Genomic DNA, 17,074 nt, shown 5'->3' on the forward strand with positions numbered 1-17,074 from the left:
ACAGATCACAGGACCAACACTCAGGACCGGCACCGCACTTCACCACGACCCCGCCCCGAAGGGATGTGTCCGTGCTCAGCGCCAGGATCACCAACGCCCGGATCGTCACGATGGACCCGGCCCGCCCCACCGCTCGCGAACTCGGCATCTGGCAGGGCCGGATCGTGGGCCTCGACGACGACGTGGCGGGCCTCGCGGCGCGGCGCGTCGTCGACCTCGGCGGCGCGACCGTGCTGCCCGGCTTCATCGACAGCCATGTGCACCTGATCTGGGCGGGCCTGAAGGCACAGGCGCCCAGCGTCGCGCCCAGCAGGCGCGTCGACGACATCCTCGCGGCCGTGGCCGACGCCGTGGCGGCGCGGCCCGCGGGCGGCTGGGTGACGCTCGGTGGCTACGACCAGCGCGCGCTCGACCGGGAACTCACCGCGCGGGAGCTGGACGCGGTGAGCGCGGGCCGCAAGGTGTACCTGGGGCATGTCTCGGGGCACGCCTGCCTGGTCAACACGGCCATTCTGAACCTGCTGCCGCCGCACATCGCCGCCACCGCGCCCCACGGCTTCCTGGCGGAGGACGACATGGGCGCGGTCCTGCGCCTGCGCCCGCCGCACACCCTGGCCGAACTCGCCGACGCCGTCGCGCACTCGGCGCGCGTGTGCCGCTCCGAGGGCATCACGGGCTGCGCCGAGGCGGGCATCGGCAGCGAGCTGTTCGCGCACAGCCCCATCGAGGGCGCGGCGTTCCAGCTCGCCCAGGAGTCGGGCCGGCTGCCGCTGCGGGTGCGACTCATGGTGGCCGCCGACGCGCTGCGCCCGGTCGACGCCGCCGCCCAGGACGCCACGGAACGGGCCTTCGGTCTCGGCCTGCGTACGGGCTTCGGCGACGGGGCGCTGTCCATCGGCGCCCTGAAGGTGTTCACCGACGGCGGCATGATGGCGCGGACGGCGGCGCTCACCGAGCCGTACGCGGGCAGCGACACGAAGGGCCAGCTCCAGGCGGACCGCCAGTCACTGCTGGAGACCATCGTCGAAGGGCACCGCGCGGGCTGGCAGTTGGCGGTCCACGCCATCGGCGACCGCGCGGTGGACGTCGCCCTCGACGCCCTGGAGGCCGCGCAGCGCGTCCACCCCCGCCCCGCCGCCCGGCACCGCGTGGAGCACGCGGGGCTGGTCCGCCCCGACCAGCTGCCCCGCTTCGCCGCGCTGGGGGTCACGGCGGTGGTCCAGCCCAGCTTCCTGCGGTACTTCGGCGACGACTACGCCGCGATCATGGGACCCGAGCGGGCGCCATGGCTGTACCGGGGCCGGGGCTTCCTGGACCACGGGGTGCGCCTCGTGGGCAGCTCGGACCGGCCCGTCGCCGACGGGGCGCCGCTGCGGGCCGTCCAGTTCATGGTGGAGCGGGCCTCCGCGTCCGGCGCGGTCGTCGGACCGAAGGAGGCCCTGTCGGTCGAGGAGGCGCTGCGCGCGTACACCACCGACGCCGCGTACGCCTGTCACTGGGAGGACTCCGCGGGCAGCCTCACTCCGGGCAAGCGCGCCGACCTCGTCGTCCTCGGCGACGACCCGTACGCCGTGGACCCGTCCCGCATCGGCGGCATCGAAGTGGTCGACACATACGTCGAAGGGGTGGCGGCCAGCGGCTCCTGATGGAACGTCACCGCACGTGCGGGAGGCGGCTCCGGAGCGGGGCCGCCTCCCGGCCGCGATCACGTCAGGTCGAACTGGCCCTCCCGGGCCCCGTGCACGAACGCCCCCCACTCGGCGGGCGTGAAGATCAGGGACGGGCTTCCGGGACGGCCACCGTTGCGCATCGCGATGAAGCCCTCGACGAAGGCGATCTGCACGTCGCCCCGGCCGTCGCTGCTCGATCGCCATTCCGCGCCGCTGAGATCGAGGTCCGGCTTGTCCCAGCCCGTGAGCGGATGCTGCTGAGTGGTGGTGCTGTCGGCCACGTCCCTGCTCCTCCCGATGCGTCGTCCGCCGCCAGCCTAGCTTTCACCCCCGGCGGCGCACAGGCCGCGGTGCGATGCGGGATGCGCGCGGGACGGGGGGTGCGGCTCACGTCGTGGGCGGCTCGGCACCCACCAGCCACATGGCGAAGAACTGCGACCCGCCGCCGTACGCGTGCCCAAGTGCCCTGCGCGCTCCCGGCACTTGGTGCTCGCCCGCCTGCCCCCGCACCTGGAGCGCGGCCTCGGCGAAGCGGATCATCCCGGAGGCGCCGATGGGGTTGGCCGACAGGACACCGCCCGACATATTCACCGGAAGGTCACCGTCCAGTTCGGTCGCCCCGGACTCGGTGAGCTTCCAGCCCTCGCCCTCGGCGGCGAAGCCGAGGTTCTCCAGCCACATCGGCTCGTACCAGGAGAACGGGACGTACATCTCGACGGCGTCGATCTCCCGGCGCGGGTCGCTCACGCCCGCCTGCCGGTAGACGTCGGCGGCGCAGTCCCGGCCCGCGCGCGGCGACACGAAGTCCTTGCCCGCGAACAGCGTGGGCTCGCTGCGCATCGCCCCGCCGTGCACCCAGGCGGGCGGGCGGGGCGCGCGGGCCGCGCCGTCGCGGTCGGTGAGCACCATCGCGCAGGCGCCGTCGGACGACGGGCAGGTCTCGGAGTAGCGGATCGGGTCCCACAGCATGGGCGAGGACCGCACCTTCTCCAGGGTGATGCCGTGCTCGTGCAGATGCGCGTACGGGTTCTTCAGCGCGTTGCGGCGGTCCTTGTACGCCACGAGGGACCCCACGGTGTCGGGGGCCCCGGCGCGCCGCATGTAGGCCCGCACGTGCGGGGCGAAGAACCCGCCCGCGCCCGCGAGCAGCGGCTGCTGGAACGGCACGGGCAGCGAAAGGCCCCACATCGCGTTGGACTCCGACTGCTTCTCGAAGGCGAGCGTGAGGACCGTGCGGTGGACCCGGCCCGCGACGAGGCTCGCGGCCACCAGGGCCGTGGAGCCGCCGACGGAGCCCGCGGTGTGCACGCGCAGCATCGGCTTGCCGACGGCGCCGAGCGCGTCGGCGAGGTACAGCTCGGGCATCATGACGCCCTCGAAGAAGTCCGGCGCCTTGCCGATCACCACGGCGTCGACGTCCGCCCAGGTCAGCTCGGCGTCGTCGAGGGCGCGCCGGGCGGCCTCGCGCACCAGGCCCGCGAGGGACACGTCGTGCCGGGCGGCGACGTGCCTGGTCTGACCGATCCCAACGACGGCGACGGGCTCCTTCGGCAGCGCGGCCATCACGCGTCTCCTTCCAGGACGGCGACGAGGTTCTGCTGGAGGCAGGGCCCGGAGGTGGCGTGGGCGAGGGCCCGGTCGGAGGTGCCGCCGTGGACGCGGGCGGCGGCCTCGCCGATCCGGATGAGTCCGGCGACCATCACCGGGTTGGCGGCGAGCGCTCCACCGGAGGGGTTGATCCGCACGTCGTCGCCGAGCCGCAGCGCCTTGCGCAGCACGACCTCCTGGGAGGTGAAGGGCGCGTGCAGTTCGGCGGTGTCCACGGGCCGCTCGAAGGCACCGGCCCGTTCGGCGGCGAGCCGGGTCGACGGGGAGTCGATCAGGTCGCGCACGCCGAGGGCGTGGGCCTCGATGCGGTGGTCGATGCCCCGGATCCAGGCGGGCCGCGCGCACAGGTCGCGGGCCCGCTCCCCCGCCGCGAGGACGACGGCGGCGGCCCCGTCCCCGACGGGCGGGCAGTCTCCGGTGCGCAGGGGCCGCACCACGTAGTCGCCGTGCGGCACCGAACCAGCCAGCTGGGCATGGGAGTTGGCCGTGGCGTCGGCCCTGTTGCGGGCGGCGACCGCCGCGAGGGCGGGCTCGTCCGTCTCGCCCGCGTCGATCAGCGCCCGCGCCTGGAGCGCGGCGAGCGCCACGGCGTCCGGCCACAGCGGCGCCACGTAGTACGGGTCGAGCTGGCGGGTCAGCACGTCCCGCGGCGAGCCGGGCGACGACTTGCCGTGGGCGTACACGAGCGCGGTGTCGGCCTCGCCCGTGCGGAGCCTCACCCAGGCCTCGTACAGCGCCCACGCGCCGTCCATCTCGACGTGCGACTCGGAGATCGGCGGCCAGGCGCCGACGCCGTCGAGCGCCATGGTGAAGGAGAAGGCCCGCCCGGCGAGGTAGTCCGACGAGCCGGAACAGGTGAAGCCGATGTCGCCCGCCCTCAGACCGGTGTGCGCGCGCACCTCGTCGAGCACCGGCAGGAGCATCTCGACCTCGGACAGCTCGGCGGTGGCGCGCCGGTGGTCGGTCTGCGCGAAGGCGACGACCGCGATGTCCCGCCCGGCCGCGATCACAGCATCTCCTTGTACGTGTCGTAGGGGGCGTCGGCCTCGCCGGTGGGCCGGTAGTGGTCGGGGTAGCGGGCGCCCTCCGTCCAGACGGGCTCGACGCGCAGGCCCATGCGGACCTGGTCGCAGGGGATGCCCGCGATGCGGCCGTGCAGCGCGAGGTCGGCGCCGTCGAGGGCGATGTGCGCGTAGACGTACGGCACGTCGATGGCGAGGTTCTTCGCCTTGATGTTCACGACGCAGAACGTGGTGACCGTGCCGCGCGGCCCGACCTCGACCCGCTCGGACGTGGCGACGCCGCAGGTCGGGCAGGCGCCGCGCGGCGGCACGTACACCTTGCGGCAGTCGGGGCAGCGCTCGCCGACGGTGCGGTGCGCGGCCAGGGCTTCGAGGTAGGCGGACTGGGCGCGGCCCGGGCTGTGGGTGTAGTCGAGCCGGGCGGGCGTGACGATGCCGGTGACCGGGTCGGCGAACCGACCGTCGTGCTCCCGTGCGCCCCGGCCGGGGGCCTCTTCGCCGTCGTACGACTCGAAGCAGGCGATGTCCGTGATGGCGCCGGTGCGCTCGGCGGCCCAGCGGACGCGGACGCGCAGGCCGGTGCGTACGGCGTCGGGGCCGGGGGCGTCCAGGGCGTGCAGCAGGGCGGTGTCGGCGCCGTCGAGCCGGACGAGGACCCAGGCGAAGGGGGTGTCCAGCGGCTGGCCCGGGCGGGGCTCGGCGTTCCAGGCCCAGGTGGTGACGGTGCCGGTGGCGGCGACCTCCACCAGGTCGCGCAGGTCGTCGGCGGTGACCGGGTCGTACTCGACGGGCGGCACGAGGACCCGGCCGTCGCTGGTGCGGGCGCCGAGGACGGTGCGCTCGCGCAGACCGGTGAGGAAGGCGCTCTGCACCGGGCCGAGGGAGCGGGTGAAGGGGAACTCGACGACCAGGGGGGCGGTGGGGACTTCGGGCACGGGGCTCTCCTCGCGGTCAGGCGCGCCGGTAGACGGGGGACGCTTCTCGGCGAAGGCACGGGCGCCTTCTCTGGCGTCGGCGGTGTCGAACACTGGCCAGCCGCGCTTGAGTTCGGCGGCGAGGCCCTCGGCCTCCGGCAGGTCGGCGGTCTCGTACACGGAGGCCTTGACGGCCTCGACGGCGAGCGGGCCGCAGGCGTTGATCCGCTCGGCGATGGCGAGCGCCCGCTCCAGGGCGGTGCCGTCGGGGACGACATGGCCGATGAGCCCCACGTCGGCGGCCTCGCGGGCGGAGTAGGGACGGCCGGTGAGCAGCATCTCCAGGGCGTGGGTGCGCGGGATCTGCCGCTGGAGGCGCACGGTGGAGCCGCCGATGGGGAACAGGCCGCGCCTGACCTCGAAGAGCCCGAAGGTCGCCGACTCCCCCGCGACGCGGATGTCGGTGCCCTGGAGGATCTCCGTGCCGCCCGCCACGCAGGGGCCCTCGACGGCGGCGATGACGGGTTTGCGCGGGCGGTGGTGGCGCAGCATGGCCTTCCAGTGCAGGTCGGGGTCGGCCGTCAGGCGCTGCCGGTACGGGCCGTCGCGGTCGCCTGCCGTGCCCCGGGCCGCGAGGGCCTTGAGGTCCATGCCCGCGCAGAACGCGCCGCCCGCGCCGGTGAGGACCACCGAGCGGACCTCGTCCTCGGCGTCGGCGGCCAGCCAGCCGTCGTACAGGCCCACGAGCATTGGCAGCGAGAGCGCGTTCCTGGCCTCCGGCCGGTTCAGCGTCAGCACCAGCGTGGCGCCCTCGCGCCGTACGGAGAGATGTTCCGTGCCGCCCACCGTGGTCCTCCCGTCGCCGGACGTGTCCAGACCTGGAACAGGTTGCAGGAGGCGGGGTGCCAGTTCAATACTCTCCTGACACTCAGTCAGAAATCTTCTGATACCCAGTCAGTTTTGTTGTGCGCGGGGCCTTCCCAGTTGTGGGGGCCTCTGCTCTGCTGACCCCACACGACACGGCGCCGGGGTCAGGAGGAGCGGTGGAGTACAACCTTGCCGACCTGTTCGAGTCGGTCGTCGACGTGGTGCCGGACCGCGAGGCGCTCGTGTACGTCGACCACCCCGGCACCGGCGCGGAGCGCCGCCTGACGTACGCCGCGCTGGACGCGGCCGCGAACCGTATCGCCCACCACCTGCTCGACAGCGGCCTGAAGCCCGGCGAGCACCTGGGCCTGCACCTGTACAACGGCGTCGAGTACGTCCAGACCGTGCTCGCCTGCCTCAAGGCGCGCCTGGTCCCGGTCAATGTCAACTACCGCTATGTCGAAGAGGAGTTGGCCTATCTCTACCGGGACTCCGACCTGGCCGCGCTGGTCTTCGACGCGGAGTTCGGCGCGCGCGTCGAGGCGGCGCTGCCGCGCGCGGGGAAGTTACGGCACCTGATCCGCGTGGGCGCGGGGCGCGGCGCGGGCCCGGCCGCCGTGGACTCCGCCGTGGACTTCGCCGACGCGGAGGCCGCCGGGGCGCCGGAGCGGGGGTTCGCCGCGCGGTCCGCCGACGACCTCTTCATCATCTACACCGGCGGCACGACCGGCCTGCCGAAGGGGGTGATGTGGCGTCAGGAGGACCTGTTCTTCTCGGGGCTCGGCGGGGGCGCGCCCACGGGCGAGCCGGTGACGCGGCCCGAGGAGGTCGCCGAGCGCGTCGCCGCCGGGGGCGACGGCATCACGTTCTTCCCCACGCCGCCCCTGATGCACGGCACGTCCACGCTCACCGCGTTCATCTGCTTCCACTTCGGGCAACGCCTGGTCATCCACCGCAAGTTCGTGCCCGAGGAGGTGCTGCGCACCATCGCGAGGGAGCGGGTCACCAGCGTGTCACTGGTGGGGGACGCGATGCTGCGCCCGCTCGTCGACGCGCTCTCCGGTCCCCTCAAGGGCACGGACCTGTCGTCCCTGTTCAGCGTGTCGTCGTCCGGCGCGATCATGTCGGAGACGGTGCGGGCCGAGTTCGCCGCGCTCGCCCCGAACGTCCTGCTCCTGAACAACTTCGGCTCGTCCGAGTCCGGCTTCAACGGCACGGCCACGGAGGACTCGGGTCCCGAGCGCGGCTTCCGGATCCGCGTCAACTCCCGTACGCGGGTGGTGGATCCGGCCACGCACGAGCCGGTGGCGCCCGGCGAGCCGGGCCGCATCGCCCAGCGCGGCCACGTCCCGCTCGGCTACTACAACGACCCGGGGAAATCGGCCGAGACGTTCTTCCAGCGCGATGGCGAGCGCTGGGTGCTGCTCGGCGACATGGCCACCGTCGACGAGGACGGCGTCGTCACCGTCCTCGGTCGCGGCTCCCAGTGCGTCAACACCGGCGGCGAGAAGGTCTACCCGGAAGAGGTCGAGCAGGCCCTGAAGTCCCACCCCGACGTGTACGACGCGCTGGTCACGGGCGTGCCGGACGCGCGCTGGGGCAACCGCGTCGCGGCCGTCGTCCAACTGCGCGCGGGCGCCCCGGCGCTGGACGCCGCAGCTCTCCAGGACCACTGCCGCCCGCACCTCGCCGGGTACAAGATCCCCCGCACCGTGGTGTTCACGGACCGCATCCAACGCTCGCCGAGCGGGAAGGCGGACTACCGGTGGGCGCGGGCGATGGCGGCCGGGGGCTGAGAGGGCGGATCGGGTCCCTCGGGGGCGCGGCCGGGGGCTGAGAGCGCGACCGGGAGGCCGCGGAGGCGCGGGCCGGACGGCGCGGGGATACGGGGGGCGCGGGCCGGACCGCGCGAGGGCACGGGGGGCGCGGGCGGGGTCAGTCGCACACCGACCGGACGGCGTGGCCGAGCGCCGACGCGTGCAGGGCGTCCAGAGCGCGCTCGTGCCGCACGTGCACGACGGTCACGGCGCGCAGCCCCGGGCAGTAGGGGGCACCGCGCTCCGCGGCCGACGCGGCGACGGCCAGGACCAGGTCGCCGTTGACGCGGTTGATGACCTCGCGCACCTTCCCCAGGTCGGGGCGTTCGGTGGGGGCCGACGACGGGTCGGCGTCCCAGGCGCGGTGCAGCGCGCGCTGCACGACCTTGTTCGCCTCGATCTGGTCGCGGAAGATCCGCACCGTCGCCTCCGGGTCGCCGCCCGCCTCCCGCGCGAGCCGCGCCACGGTGTCCAGCACCTGCCGCTCCCGGGCGGGGTCGTCGATGGGCGCGCCCGTGCCGTACTTCGCGGCGGCCACGAGGTCGGCGGTGGCGAGCCGTTCCGCCGACAGCGCGGTGACCAAGTGGAGCCGGGCGTAGGCTCCTTGGTGCCGGGCGCGGTCCGCGGGCTTGCGAGGGTGGTCCGCCGCCTCGCGGGGGCCGTCGGACCGGTGCCCGGCGTGGTCCGCGCCGGACGCCGCCGCGGGGCGGTGGGCGGAGGCGGTGACGCCGGGCGCGGCGCCCGCGACCAGGGCCCCGGCCACGCCGCAGGCGGTGAGCAGGCGTCCGACGGTGGAGACGAGGCGCACGGCGGCCCCCTTCGCTTTCACTGCGCACGGGCGACTTCCCGGAATGGATCACCCCGGCCGCGAACCATCGTACGATCTTGGCCGTTGCCCCGCAGCCCGCCACGACCGCCCCCGCCACGACCATCGAGAGGCCCCGCGGTGAGCCAGTACTTCGACCTCGGCGACGAGACGCTGTGGAACCCCTCCTCCGGGGCCGCGCGGCTGTTCCTGCGTCAGGTCCGCGTGTTCGAGGCCGAGTTGGGCCTCCCTTCCGGCTTCGGGCCGATGGAGGAGGACGAGTGCCGGATCGACGCGGACGCCTTCGCGGCCTTCGTCGACGCCCTGCTCGCCCGCCACCACCGCACCCACCACGCCGTCGTCCTGGCCCTCTCGGAGGGCTTCGTCGCCACGGTCCTCGCACTGGCGGAGCGCGCGGGCGTCGAGGTCGACTGGGCGGCACACGGCGGCACCCGCCCCGAGACGGCACAGGACGCCCAGGCGCCCGCGGCGTCGGAGGACGAGGCGTGGGCGGCGCGGCTCCAGGAGCGGGCGCGGGAACTCGACCGCTCCATGGCGCGCTGACCACCGCCCAGGGCCGCGCCCGCCGCCTCCGGACGCGCGGGAACCGTCGTGGCCGGTCAGCTCCGTACGCCGTCCCGGCCGCCGCCACGCGCGCTACAGGCCCCGCCCCACCAGCAGCCCCAGGTCGATCAGCCGGTTGGCGTACCCCCACTCGTTGTCGTACCAGCCGACGACCTTGACCTGGCCGTCGAGGACGCGGGTGAGCCCGGCGTCGAAGACGCAGGACGCCGGGTCGCCCGCGATGTCGGTGCTGACGAGCGGCGCCTCGGTGTAGGACAGCAGCCCCTTGTACGCCCCAGCCGCGGCCCGCGCGTACGCCTCGTTGACCTCCGCCACCGTGGTGCGGCGCCGCGTCGTGACCGTCAGGTCGGTCACGGAGCCGGTGGGGACGGGCACGCGCAGCGCGAACGCGTCGAGTCGGCCCCGCAGTTCGGGCAGGACCAGACCGATGGCCTTGGCGGCGCCGCTGGAGGTGGGCGCGATGTTCAGGCCCGCGGCGCGAGCGCGGCGCAGGTCCTTGTGCGGGGCGTCCTGGAGGTTCTGGTCCTGGGTGTAGGCGTGGACGGTGGTCATCATCCCGGAGTCGACGCCGACCGCGTCGTGCAGCACCTTCGCCAGGACGGCGAGGCAGTTGGTGGTGCAGGACGCGTTGGATATCACCGCGTGGCGGGCCGGGTCGTACGCGTCCTCGTTGACGCCGAGCACGACGGTGACGTCCTCGCCGGTGGCCGGGGCGGCGATGACGACCTTGCGGGCGCCGCCGTCCAGGTGCGCGCGGGCGCGGGCGGCGTCGGTGAACACGCCCGTGGACTCGATCACCACGTCGACGCCGAGGTCTCCCCACGGCAGCGCCCCGGGGTCCCGCTCGGACAGGTACCGCACGCTCGCGCCCCCGGCCCGGATCAGCCCGGGCTCCGCGACGACCTCGCCCGGGAAGCGGCCCAGGACCGAGTCGTAGGCCAGCAGATGGGCCATCGTGGCCACGTCGCCCAGGTCGTTGACGGCGACGATCTCCAGGTCCTCGCCGCGGGCCGCGGCCGCGCGGAAGACATTGCGGCCGATGCGGCCGAATCCGTTGATGCCGATGCGGACAGTCATGGGTCTCTCCTTGCGCCGGGGAGGCGCGGCGCGCCGCGCACACCACTGAGCCGGGCCGCGCCCCGCGTGCCACGGGACGGCCCCCACGACCCCACACCATAAGCTACTTATATAAGTGGCGCGATATATTTCCGCCATGCCCGCCATGGACGACGCACCAGACACCCCAGACACCCCAGACGTGCCGGACGCGGCAGATGTGCCGGACGCGCCAGCCGCACCGCCGGGTGCCGCGCCGAACGACGGCCGCGCGCCCGGCTCCCCCGGGGACGGCGCCCTCGACGTGGACGCCTTCACCGCGGCCATCGAGAACTTCAACCGCTTCTACATCCGGCTGCCGACGCTGGAGAAGCACCCCTTCACGACCCTGTCGGTCCTGGACACGCTCGCGTTCACCGGCAGCCCGAAGCGGCTCTCCGAACTGACCAGGACGGAGCAGATCACCCAGCCCGCCGTCACCCAGCTGGTCACCCGCCTGGAGCGCGAGGGCCTGGTGGAGCGCCGCCCCGACCCGAGCGACGGCCGCGCCGTCCTCGTCCACATCACCGAGGCGGGCCGCGCCATCGGCCGCTCCCGGCACGCCGACCGCACCCGCCACCTGCTCCCGCTCGTCGCCCGGCTGACGCCCGAGGAGCAGCGGTCGATCGCCGCGGCCCTGCCCGCGCTGACCCGCCTCGCGGAACTGGGGCGCTCGGGCTGACCCCTGGCGGCGCCCCGGCCGACCCGGCCGGGGGCCGGTCCGCGCGCGCCGCCCTGCGACACTGTGCGGATGATCGTCAGACTCGCGCAGGAACAGGACCTTTCCGCATTCCTCGGCCTGGCGGCCGAGGTGGAGCACTGGTTCGGCCCCATGGTCGAGGAACCCGGCTTCCACGCGGCCGTGCGGGAGCACATATCCGGCGGAGCCGCGCTCCTCGCGACCACGCCGGAGGGCACGGCCCTCGGCGGGCTGCTGTTCGGCGCCGACGCGCCGACGTACCACGTGCACTGGCTCGTGGTGTCCGCCGCCGCCCGCGGCCGGGGCGTCGGGCAGGCGCTGATGGCGGACGCCGAGGCCCGGTTCGTGCGGGGCCCGGGGACGATGGAGGTCATCACCTTCGGCGCCGACCACCCCGGGGCGGTCGCCAGCGGGGCCCGGGTCTTCTACGAGCGGCTCGGCTTCACCCCGGGCGAGGCCGCCGAGCCGGGCCCGGAGGGCGGGTCACGGCAGGTCTACCGCAAGCCCGTCACCTGAGCGCCGCCACAAGCCCGTCACCTGAGCGCCGCCGCGGGCCCGTCACCCGGAGCGCCGCCGCGGGCCCGTCGTCCGAGCCGCGGCTCCGGGCCCCGCACACGGCGGCCGCCGGGGGTGTCACCCGTGCGGCCGCGGGCCGGACGTCACCCCTGGAGCCGCTTGCGCAGGAGCTTCTTGCCCAGCTCCGCGCCCTTGCGGCTGTCGGCCTGCGCCTTGCGGAAGAGCTCGGCGACCTCGGTGTCCTTGTCGCGTTCCGCGTCCTTGACGTAGGTCTCCAGGCGCAGCGCGTTGCTGAGGCACGCCTCGACGTACCAGATCAGGTTGTAGTCCTTGTCCCGCGTGCCGGTGACGTCGCCGGTCTCCGTCGTGCTGGTCATGCGAACCTCCCTGTTGTCGTGCCGTGTTGTCATACCGTGCGGAGCCTGCCGGGTACCCGGACCGCCGCGCCGCACACGGCCCCACAGCCGACCCGCGCCGCCCCACGGCCACCGCCCGCCGCCCGCGGCCGACCGGCCCCGCGCGCCGTGGCGGCGGCCCGCACGCCCTCGCCCGTTGGCATAGGCACCCGGACTCGTCGTACGAGACCCTTGCCAGAAGCCCTGAAACCTTGAATTACTGACCCCGACACAAGATCGGCCGAACGCTCGGTCGGTCGCCCGGCCTGGAAGGGGGTATCACCACATGGCGCGTACACCAGCACTGCTGGACGCCGCGGAGCGGCTCGGTCGTGCGGAGCTGGAGGCGCTGCAACTGGAGCGCCTCCAGGACACCCTGCTCCACGCGTACGAGAACGTGCCCTTCTACCGGGCGGCGTTCGACGCGGCCGGGCTCACCCCCGACGACTGCCACGCGCTCGCCGACCTGGCGCGCTTCCCGTTCACCACGAAGGCGGACCTGCGGGCCAACTACCCGTTCGGGATGTTCGCCGTCGAGCAGTCGGAGCTGCGGCGGCTGCACGCGTCGAGCGGGACCACCGGGCGGCCGACGGTCGTCGGCTACACCGAGCAGGACCTGTCGATGTGGGCGGACGTCGTCGCCCGCTCCCTGCGCGCGGCGGGCGCCCGGCCGGGTCACAAGGTGCACATCGCGTACGGGTACGGCCTGTTCACGGGCGGCCTCGGCGCGCACTACGGCGCGGAGCGGCTCGGCTGTACGGTGATCCCCGCGTCCGGCGGCATGACGGCGCGCCAGGTCCAGCTGATCCTGGACCTCCGCCCCGAGATCATCATGGTCACGCCCTCGTACATGCTGACGCTCCTGGAGGAGTTCGAGCGGCAGGGCGTCGACCCGCGCACCACCTCGCTCCAGGTGGGCGTCTTCGGCGCAGAGCCGTGGACGGAGGAGATGCGCGCGGAGATCGAGGAGCGCTTCGCCATCGACGCGGTCGACATCTACGGGCTCTCGGAGGTGATCGGCCCCGGCGTCGCCCAGGAGTGCGTGGAGACCAAGGACGGCCTGCACGTGTGGGAGGACCACTTCTACCCGGAGGTCGTGGACCCCGTCACGGGCGAGGTGCTGCCGGACGGCGAGCCGGGCGAGCTGGTCTTCACCTCGCTCACCAAGGAGGCCATGCCCGTCATCCGCTACCGCACCCGCGACCTGACGCGCCTGCTGCCCGGCACGGCCCGCGTCTTCCGCCGCATGGAGAAGGTCACGGGCCGCTGCGACGACATGGTGATCCTGCGCGGGGTGAACCTGTTCCCCACGCAGATCGAGGAGATCGTGCTGCGCACCCCGGGCCTCGCCCCGCACTTCCAGCTGAGGCTGACGCGGCAGGGCCGCATGGACGCGCTGACCGTGCGCGTGGAGTCGCGCGCCGACACGCCGCCGGGGCGCCGGGAGGCCGCCGCGCGCGAGATCGTGTCGGCGGTGAAGGACGGCATCGGCGTGACGGTCGGCGTCGAGGTCGTCGACCCGGAGACGATCGAGCGGTCCGTGGGCAAGTTCAAGCGGATCGTGGACCTGCGGGACCAAGCGGGCTGACGGCCCCCGCGCCGCGGCGGGGGCCAGCGGCCGCACCCGGCGGCTCAGCCGATGACCAGCGGCAACTTCTCCGCCAGCGCGCCGAGTTCGGTCCGCTCCGCGTCCGTCGGGGCGCGGCGGCCCGTGCCGACGAGCAGGGCGTCCGTGTCGCCGAACGACGCGGGGAACGCGAACCCGGCGATCGCTTCGAGCAGTTCGCGGGTCCGCGCCAGGCTCGCGTCGGACGGCCCCGGGACGTGCGGGAGGTGCGCCACCAGGTCGAGGTGGTGCAGCGTCCACTCCAGGACGTACGCCGACAGATAGTCGCCGACGGTGAGCACCTCGTCCTGGGTGGTCACGCGGGCGCCGGGGTCGGCGAGTTCGGCGGCCCGCCCGGCGGCGGCGCCGACGTCGTCCAAGTGGAACTTGAGCAGGGCCGGATCCTCGTACGCGGCGGCGAGCCGCACGATGAGCGCGTCCAGCGGGTCGTCGCCGGTCGGCGGCTCGCCGCCGACCTTCCAGTACGTCACGGCGTCGACGGTCGGCTCCGCGTCGGCGGGGGTGACGAGCGTGATGAGGACGTCCTGCGCGTCGATGACGAGGTGGCACGCGAGGTCCCGCACGAGCCAGCCCGCGCAGCCGGAGGGCTGCTCGAAGTCCTTGTCGGAGAGGTCGGCGACCGCGGTGCGCAGGGCCGCCCATGACGGTAAGAAGAGATCCACACCGGCAACCTAACGGTGTGCCGGACGGACCGACAACCGTATTTGGGCCGCCCGGAGCGCGGCGGGCGTCAGGCGTCCATGGAGGCCGCGAGGGAGCGGGGGCGCAGATCGGTCCAGTGGGTCTCGACGTACTCCAGGCAGGCCTCGCGGGTGTTCTCCGCGAAGGCGGTGGTCCAGCCCTCGGGCACCTCGGCGAAGGACGGCCAGAGGGAGTGCTGGCCCTCGTCGTTCACCAGGACCAGGAAGCGGCCGTCGGCGTCGTCGAAGGGGTTGGTGCTCATGTTCACCCGTGCTTTCGAAGGATCAGGAGGAGGTCAGGAAAGGGTCAGGAGGAGCCGCGGCACGCGGGGGCGTGGCGCGGGCGTGTGGCGTGGCGGCCCTCCGGAACCGGAAGTGGATCGAGGATGGCGAGCCGCGCCCCCACGAGGTTAGGGTTACCTAATCATGGCGAGCGTAGCTTCCGCTCCGCACCCCTCACAAGGAGACTCCAGCCGGTCATGACCGATCCCGCCCCCGGCCTGACGGCCGCCGCCGCGACCGACTCCCCCTTCGCCGCGTACGGGCTCGGGGCCGCCCCCGGCAGCGACGCGTTCTGGGCGGCGGCGGGGGCGCCCGTGTCGGTGCCCGCCGACGGCGGCGGCTGGCTGACGCTGTTCCTGTGGCGCGGGTCCCCGGCGAGCGTCGAGTTCGAGAGCTGGTCGCCGCCGGTGCCGCTGCGCTGCTGGCGGGACACCGACTGCTGGTACGCCGAGGTGCCCATGCCCGCGCGGCTGCGGGTGACCTACCAGTTCCGCGCGGCCGACGGCGCGTACGCCGACCCGCTCAACCCGGCGGGCGCGGGGGTCGACCGGTCGATCGCCGCGACCCCGGACGCCCCGCCGCAGCCGCACTGGCCCGTCGTCGGCCCCGATGACGTCCTGCCCCTGCCGCGCACCCGGATCCGCTGGGCGAGCGAGCGGCTCGGCGGGCGGCGGACGGTGCGGGTGCACCCGGCGGGCGGCGGCGGTCCCGTGGTGCTGCTGCTCGACGGCGACGACTGGCTGCATCTGCACCCCGCGATGACCGCGTTCGACGCGGCCGTCGCCGCCGGTGAGATGGAGCCGGTGACCCTCGTGTTCCTGCCGAGCAAGGACCGCGAGGCCGAGTTCGGGTGCGCGCCCGGCCTGTGGGAGGCGGTGCGGGACGAACTCCTGCCGCTGGTCGCGGAGTCCGGGGTGCCCGCCGACGTGGACCGTCTGGTGGTCGCCGGGCAGAGCCTCGGCGGGCTCAGCGCGATGTACGCGGCCCTGGAGTTCCCCGACCTGGTGCGGCGTGTCGCCGTCCAGTCCGCCTCGTTCTGGTGGACGCCCGAGTGGGCGGCCGACGCCGCCGGGGTGCCGGACCTGGAGCGCGGCCCGGTCGGCGGCGCCCTCGCGGCGCGGCTGCGGGAGCGGCCCGAACTGTCCGGGCTGCGGGTCGCCTTCGACGTCGGCGAGCACGAGCCGCGGATGCTGCCGCACTGCGAGCTGACCGAGACCCTGACGGAGCGGGCCGGGGCGACCGTGCGGGTGTCGCGCTCGGCCGCGGGCCACGACCGGGCGGGCTGGCGGCACGCCCTGCTGAGGGACGTGGCCTGGGCGCTCGCCTAGGGCGCCCCTTGGCGCGGCCTGAGGGCCGGGGCGGGCCCCGGCCGCGGGAGTTCAGCCGCCGGACGCCGTGAGCTGGTCGCCGAGGGGGCTTCTGCGGTACAGGACGTGGCGGCCGTCGCGGGCGCGGGTGACCAGGCCCGTGGCGTGCAGTACCCGCAGGTGCTGGGAGACGGCGCTGGGCGTGACCCTGAGGCGGCGGGCGAGTTCCACCGTGGGCAGCGGTTCGTCGAGCAGGCCGAGGAGTCGGGCGCGGGGCGCGCCGAGCAGCGCCACGAGGGCGGCCGGGTCGGCGGTCGGCGGTGGCGCGCCCCACAGCGTGGCCACGCCACGGCTGGGGTAGACCAGGCTGGGCGGCGCGTCGGGGCTGACGGGCGGCGCGGGCTTGTGGGCGAACACCGACGGCACGAGCAGCAGCCCCCGGCCGGACACCGCGACGCGGAACCGGCCGATCATGTCGTGGACGCGCAGCTCGCCGCCCTGCCAGCGCAGGTTCGGGTGCATGTCGGCGAAGAGCAGCCGGGCGCCGCCGAGGGCGAGCTGGCGGGCCCGGTAGGTCATGTCGGCCTCCAGGACCAACCGCACCTGCGGCCACAGCGGTTCGAGCGCCACCTGCCAGTACTGGCGCAGCAGCGCGCAGAGCGCGTCGCGGAGTCCGGCGGCGGACGCGTCGTCCCCCTCGGCGGCGCGCAGGGCCTCCGGCAGGGGGTCGGGTGCGTGCGTGAGCAGCAGGTCGTGGCGGACGCGGGCCGGGGGTGTGCGGCGGACGGCGGCGATCTCCTCGTCGAAGGCGGGGGCGAAGGCCGTGGGGTGCGGGGTCAGGAAGTCGGGCAGGGTGCGCCGCCGGGCGACCAGGGACAGCAGCAGGCCGGTGTCCAGTTCCCCGAGGCGGCCGAGGACGGACCTGCGCCAGGGCAGATGCAGCGCGGACAGGCCCGGGTCCTGGAGCACCCGCAGGCTGAGCAGCGTCTCGTGCAGCGGCGAGAGGGCGAAGCGGGTGTCCGCGAGGTCCTCGACGTCGAGTACGAAGCTGATCATTAAGCCGTACGCTACATCGATTGGCGGCGGCGGGTCGATGCCGTGGACTTCCGCCCATGAGACACGCGTTCTCCGCGCTCCGCGCACCGGCCGTGCGGCTCCCGGCCCCCTCTCCGGTCGGCCCGCCG

The 17,074-nt window shown here is 74.4% G+C and carries 17 protein-coding genes and 1 pseudogene; 7 read left to right on the forward strand and 11 right to left on the reverse strand.

Annotation, left to right across the window (positions count from 1 at the left end):
* Positions 1-71: 71 nt before the first annotated feature.
* The gene (locus ACOBQU_RS03520; RefSeq protein ID WP_423624428.1) at positions 72-1,646 is read left to right on the forward strand and encodes an amidohydrolase; all 1,575 of its coding nucleotides are present in this window, start codon (positions 72-74) and stop codon (positions 1,644-1,646) included.
* 59 nt (positions 1,647-1,705) lie between these two features.
* Here the strand turns inward: ACOBQU_RS03520 and ACOBQU_RS03525 are convergent, their stop codons facing one another.
* The 5 genes and pseudogenes from ACOBQU_RS03525 to ACOBQU_RS03545 all read right to left on the reverse strand — a co-directional run bounded on the left by ACOBQU_RS03525 (position 1,706) and on the right by ACOBQU_RS03545 (position 6,060).
* Entirely contained in the window at positions 1,706-1,951 is a 246-nt protein-coding gene (locus ACOBQU_RS03525; RefSeq protein ID WP_423624429.1) for a DUF397 domain-containing protein, read from the reverse strand.
* A 106-nt stretch (positions 1,952-2,057) separates the two neighbouring features.
* The gene (locus tag ACOBQU_RS03530) at positions 2,058-3,224 is read right to left on the reverse strand and encodes a thiolase domain-containing protein (RefSeq protein WP_423634231.1); all 1,167 of its coding nucleotides are present in this window, start codon (positions 3,222-3,224) and stop codon (positions 2,058-2,060) included.
* Positions 3,225-3,232: 8 nt separating this feature from the next.
* Positions 3,233-4,288: a thiolase domain-containing protein gene (locus ACOBQU_RS03535; protein ID WP_423624430.1), complete on the reverse strand. Its 1,056-nt coding sequence runs from the start codon at positions 4,286-4,288 to the stop codon at positions 3,233-3,235.
* Positions 4,285-5,235, reverse strand: a complete 951-nt coding sequence (locus ACOBQU_RS03540) for a Zn-ribbon domain-containing OB-fold protein (RefSeq protein ID WP_423624431.1) — start codon at positions 5,233-5,235, stop codon at positions 4,285-4,287. Before ACOBQU_RS03540 ends, ACOBQU_RS03535 begins: the two co-directional genes overlap by 4 nt.
* A 16-nt stretch (positions 5,236-5,251) precedes the next feature.
* Positions 5,252-6,060, reverse strand: a pseudogene (locus ACOBQU_RS03545) (crotonase/enoyl-CoA hydratase family protein).
* A gap of 197 nt (positions 6,061-6,257) precedes the next feature.
* Between ACOBQU_RS03545 and ACOBQU_RS03550 the strand changes: the two are divergent.
* Positions 6,258-7,877: an acyl-CoA synthetase gene (locus ACOBQU_RS03550; protein ID WP_423624432.1), complete on the forward strand. Its 1,620-nt coding sequence runs from the start codon at positions 6,258-6,260 to the stop codon at positions 7,875-7,877.
* A 139-nt stretch (positions 7,878-8,016) separates the two neighbouring features.
* Here ACOBQU_RS03550 and aroQ read toward each other — a convergent pair whose 3' ends face one another.
* Complete coding sequence (aroQ, locus tag ACOBQU_RS03555; RefSeq protein WP_423624433.1) at positions 8,017-8,706, reverse strand: gamma subclass chorismate mutase AroQ; 690 nt, start codon at positions 8,704-8,706, stop codon at positions 8,017-8,019.
* A 138-nt stretch (positions 8,707-8,844) separates the two neighbouring features.
* On the opposite strand from aroQ, the gene ACOBQU_RS03560 reads away from it, so the two are divergent.
* The gene (locus tag ACOBQU_RS03560) at positions 8,845-9,267 is read left to right on the forward strand and encodes a DUF6086 family protein (protein ID WP_423624434.1); all 423 of its coding nucleotides are present in this window, start codon (positions 8,845-8,847) and stop codon (positions 9,265-9,267) included.
* A gap of 93 nt (positions 9,268-9,360) precedes the next feature.
* Here ACOBQU_RS03560 and gap read toward each other — a convergent pair whose 3' ends face one another.
* On the reverse strand, positions 9,361-10,365 hold the full coding sequence (gene gap / locus ACOBQU_RS03565) for a type I glyceraldehyde-3-phosphate dehydrogenase (protein ID WP_423624435.1): 1,005 nt from the start codon (positions 10,363-10,365) through the stop codon (positions 9,361-9,363).
* 136 nt (positions 10,366-10,501) lie between these two features.
* Between gap and ACOBQU_RS03570 the strand changes: the two genes are divergently transcribed.
* Together ACOBQU_RS03570 and ACOBQU_RS03575 are read left to right on the forward strand one after the other, a co-directional pair.
* Positions 10,502-11,065: a MarR family winged helix-turn-helix transcriptional regulator gene (locus tag ACOBQU_RS03570; RefSeq protein ID WP_423624436.1), complete on the forward strand. Its 564-nt coding sequence runs from the start codon at positions 10,502-10,504 to the stop codon at positions 11,063-11,065.
* A gap of 69 nt (positions 11,066-11,134) precedes the next feature.
* Positions 11,135-11,599 carry a GNAT family N-acetyltransferase gene (locus ACOBQU_RS03575; RefSeq protein ID WP_423624437.1) on the forward strand — a complete coding sequence of 155 codons (465 nt, stop codon included), beginning with the start codon at positions 11,135-11,137 and terminating at the stop codon, positions 11,597-11,599.
* A 143-nt stretch (positions 11,600-11,742) separates the two neighbouring features.
* Here ACOBQU_RS03575 and ACOBQU_RS03580 read toward each other — a convergent pair whose 3' ends face one another.
* A complete protein-coding gene (locus ACOBQU_RS03580) occupies positions 11,743-11,976 on the reverse strand; it encodes a hypothetical protein (protein ID WP_423624438.1) in 234 nt (77 codons plus the stop codon).
* Positions 11,977-12,280: 304 nt separating this feature from the next.
* On the opposite strand from ACOBQU_RS03580, the gene paaK reads away from it, so the two are divergent.
* Positions 12,281-13,582 carry a phenylacetate--CoA ligase PaaK gene (gene paaK / locus ACOBQU_RS03585; RefSeq protein WP_423624439.1) on the forward strand — a complete coding sequence of 434 codons (1,302 nt, stop codon included), beginning with the start codon at positions 12,281-12,283 and terminating at the stop codon, positions 13,580-13,582.
* 44 nt (positions 13,583-13,626) lie between these two features.
* On the opposite strand, the gene ACOBQU_RS03590 is transcribed toward paaK, so the two are convergent.
* Both ACOBQU_RS03590 and ACOBQU_RS03595 read right to left on the reverse strand, forming a co-directional pair.
* The gene (locus tag ACOBQU_RS03590; protein ID WP_423624440.1) at positions 13,627-14,283 is read right to left on the reverse strand and encodes a maleylpyruvate isomerase N-terminal domain-containing protein; all 657 of its coding nucleotides are present in this window, start codon (positions 14,281-14,283) and stop codon (positions 13,627-13,629) included.
* A gap of 68 nt (positions 14,284-14,351) precedes the next feature.
* A complete protein-coding gene (locus ACOBQU_RS03595) occupies positions 14,352-14,564 on the reverse strand; it encodes an MbtH family protein (RefSeq protein WP_423624441.1) in 213 nt (70 codons plus the stop codon).
* A 216-nt stretch (positions 14,565-14,780) separates the two neighbouring features.
* Here ACOBQU_RS03595 and ACOBQU_RS03600 point away from each other — a divergent pair, with 216 nt between their 5' ends.
* Positions 14,781-15,911: an alpha/beta hydrolase-fold protein gene (locus tag ACOBQU_RS03600; protein WP_423624442.1), complete on the forward strand. Its 1,131-nt coding sequence runs from the start codon at positions 14,781-14,783 to the stop codon at positions 15,909-15,911.
* Between the two features lie 51 nt (positions 15,912-15,962).
* Here the strand turns inward: ACOBQU_RS03600 and ACOBQU_RS03605 are convergent, their stop codons facing one another.
* Complete coding sequence (locus ACOBQU_RS03605; protein WP_423624443.1) at positions 15,963-16,946, reverse strand: ArsR/SmtB family transcription factor; 984 nt, start codon at positions 16,944-16,946, stop codon at positions 15,963-15,965.
* Between the last annotated feature and the right edge of the window lie 128 nt (positions 16,947-17,074).

It is taken from the genome of Streptomyces sp. G45 (assembly GCF_049542095.1).
Classification (GTDB): domain Bacteria; phylum Actinomycetota; class Actinomycetes; order Streptomycetales; family Streptomycetaceae; genus Streptomyces.

Excerpts from the sequence above, each read along its gene's own strand:
- ACOBQU_RS03570 (WP_423624436.1), top strand. The coding sequence starts at position 10,502 with ATGCCCGCCATGGACGACGCACCAGACACCCCAGACACCCCAGACGTG.
- ACOBQU_RS03595 (WP_423624441.1), bottom strand. The coding sequence starts at position 14,564 with ATGAGCACCAACCCCTTCGACGACGCCGACGGCCGCTTCCTGGTCCTG.
- ACOBQU_RS03605 (WP_423624443.1), bottom strand. The coding sequence starts at position 16,946 with ATGATCAGCTTCGTACTCGACGTCGAGGACCTCGCGGACACCCGCTTC.
- ACOBQU_RS03600 (WP_423624442.1), top strand. The coding sequence starts at position 14,781 with ATGACCGATCCCGCCCCCGGCCTGACGGCCGCCGCCGCGACCGACTCC.
- ACOBQU_RS03580 (WP_423624438.1), bottom strand. The coding sequence starts at position 11,976 with ATGACCAGCACGACGGAGACCGGCGACGTCACCGGCACGCGGGACAAG.
- ACOBQU_RS03575 (WP_423624437.1), top strand. The coding sequence starts at position 11,135 with ATGATCGTCAGACTCGCGCAGGAACAGGACCTTTCCGCATTCCTCGGC.
- paaK (WP_423624439.1), top strand. The coding sequence starts at position 12,281 with ATGGCGCGTACACCAGCACTGCTGGACGCCGCGGAGCGGCTCGGTCGT.
- gap (WP_423624435.1), bottom strand. The coding sequence starts at position 10,365 with ATGACTGTCCGCATCGGCATCAACGGATTCGGCCGCATCGGCCGCAAT.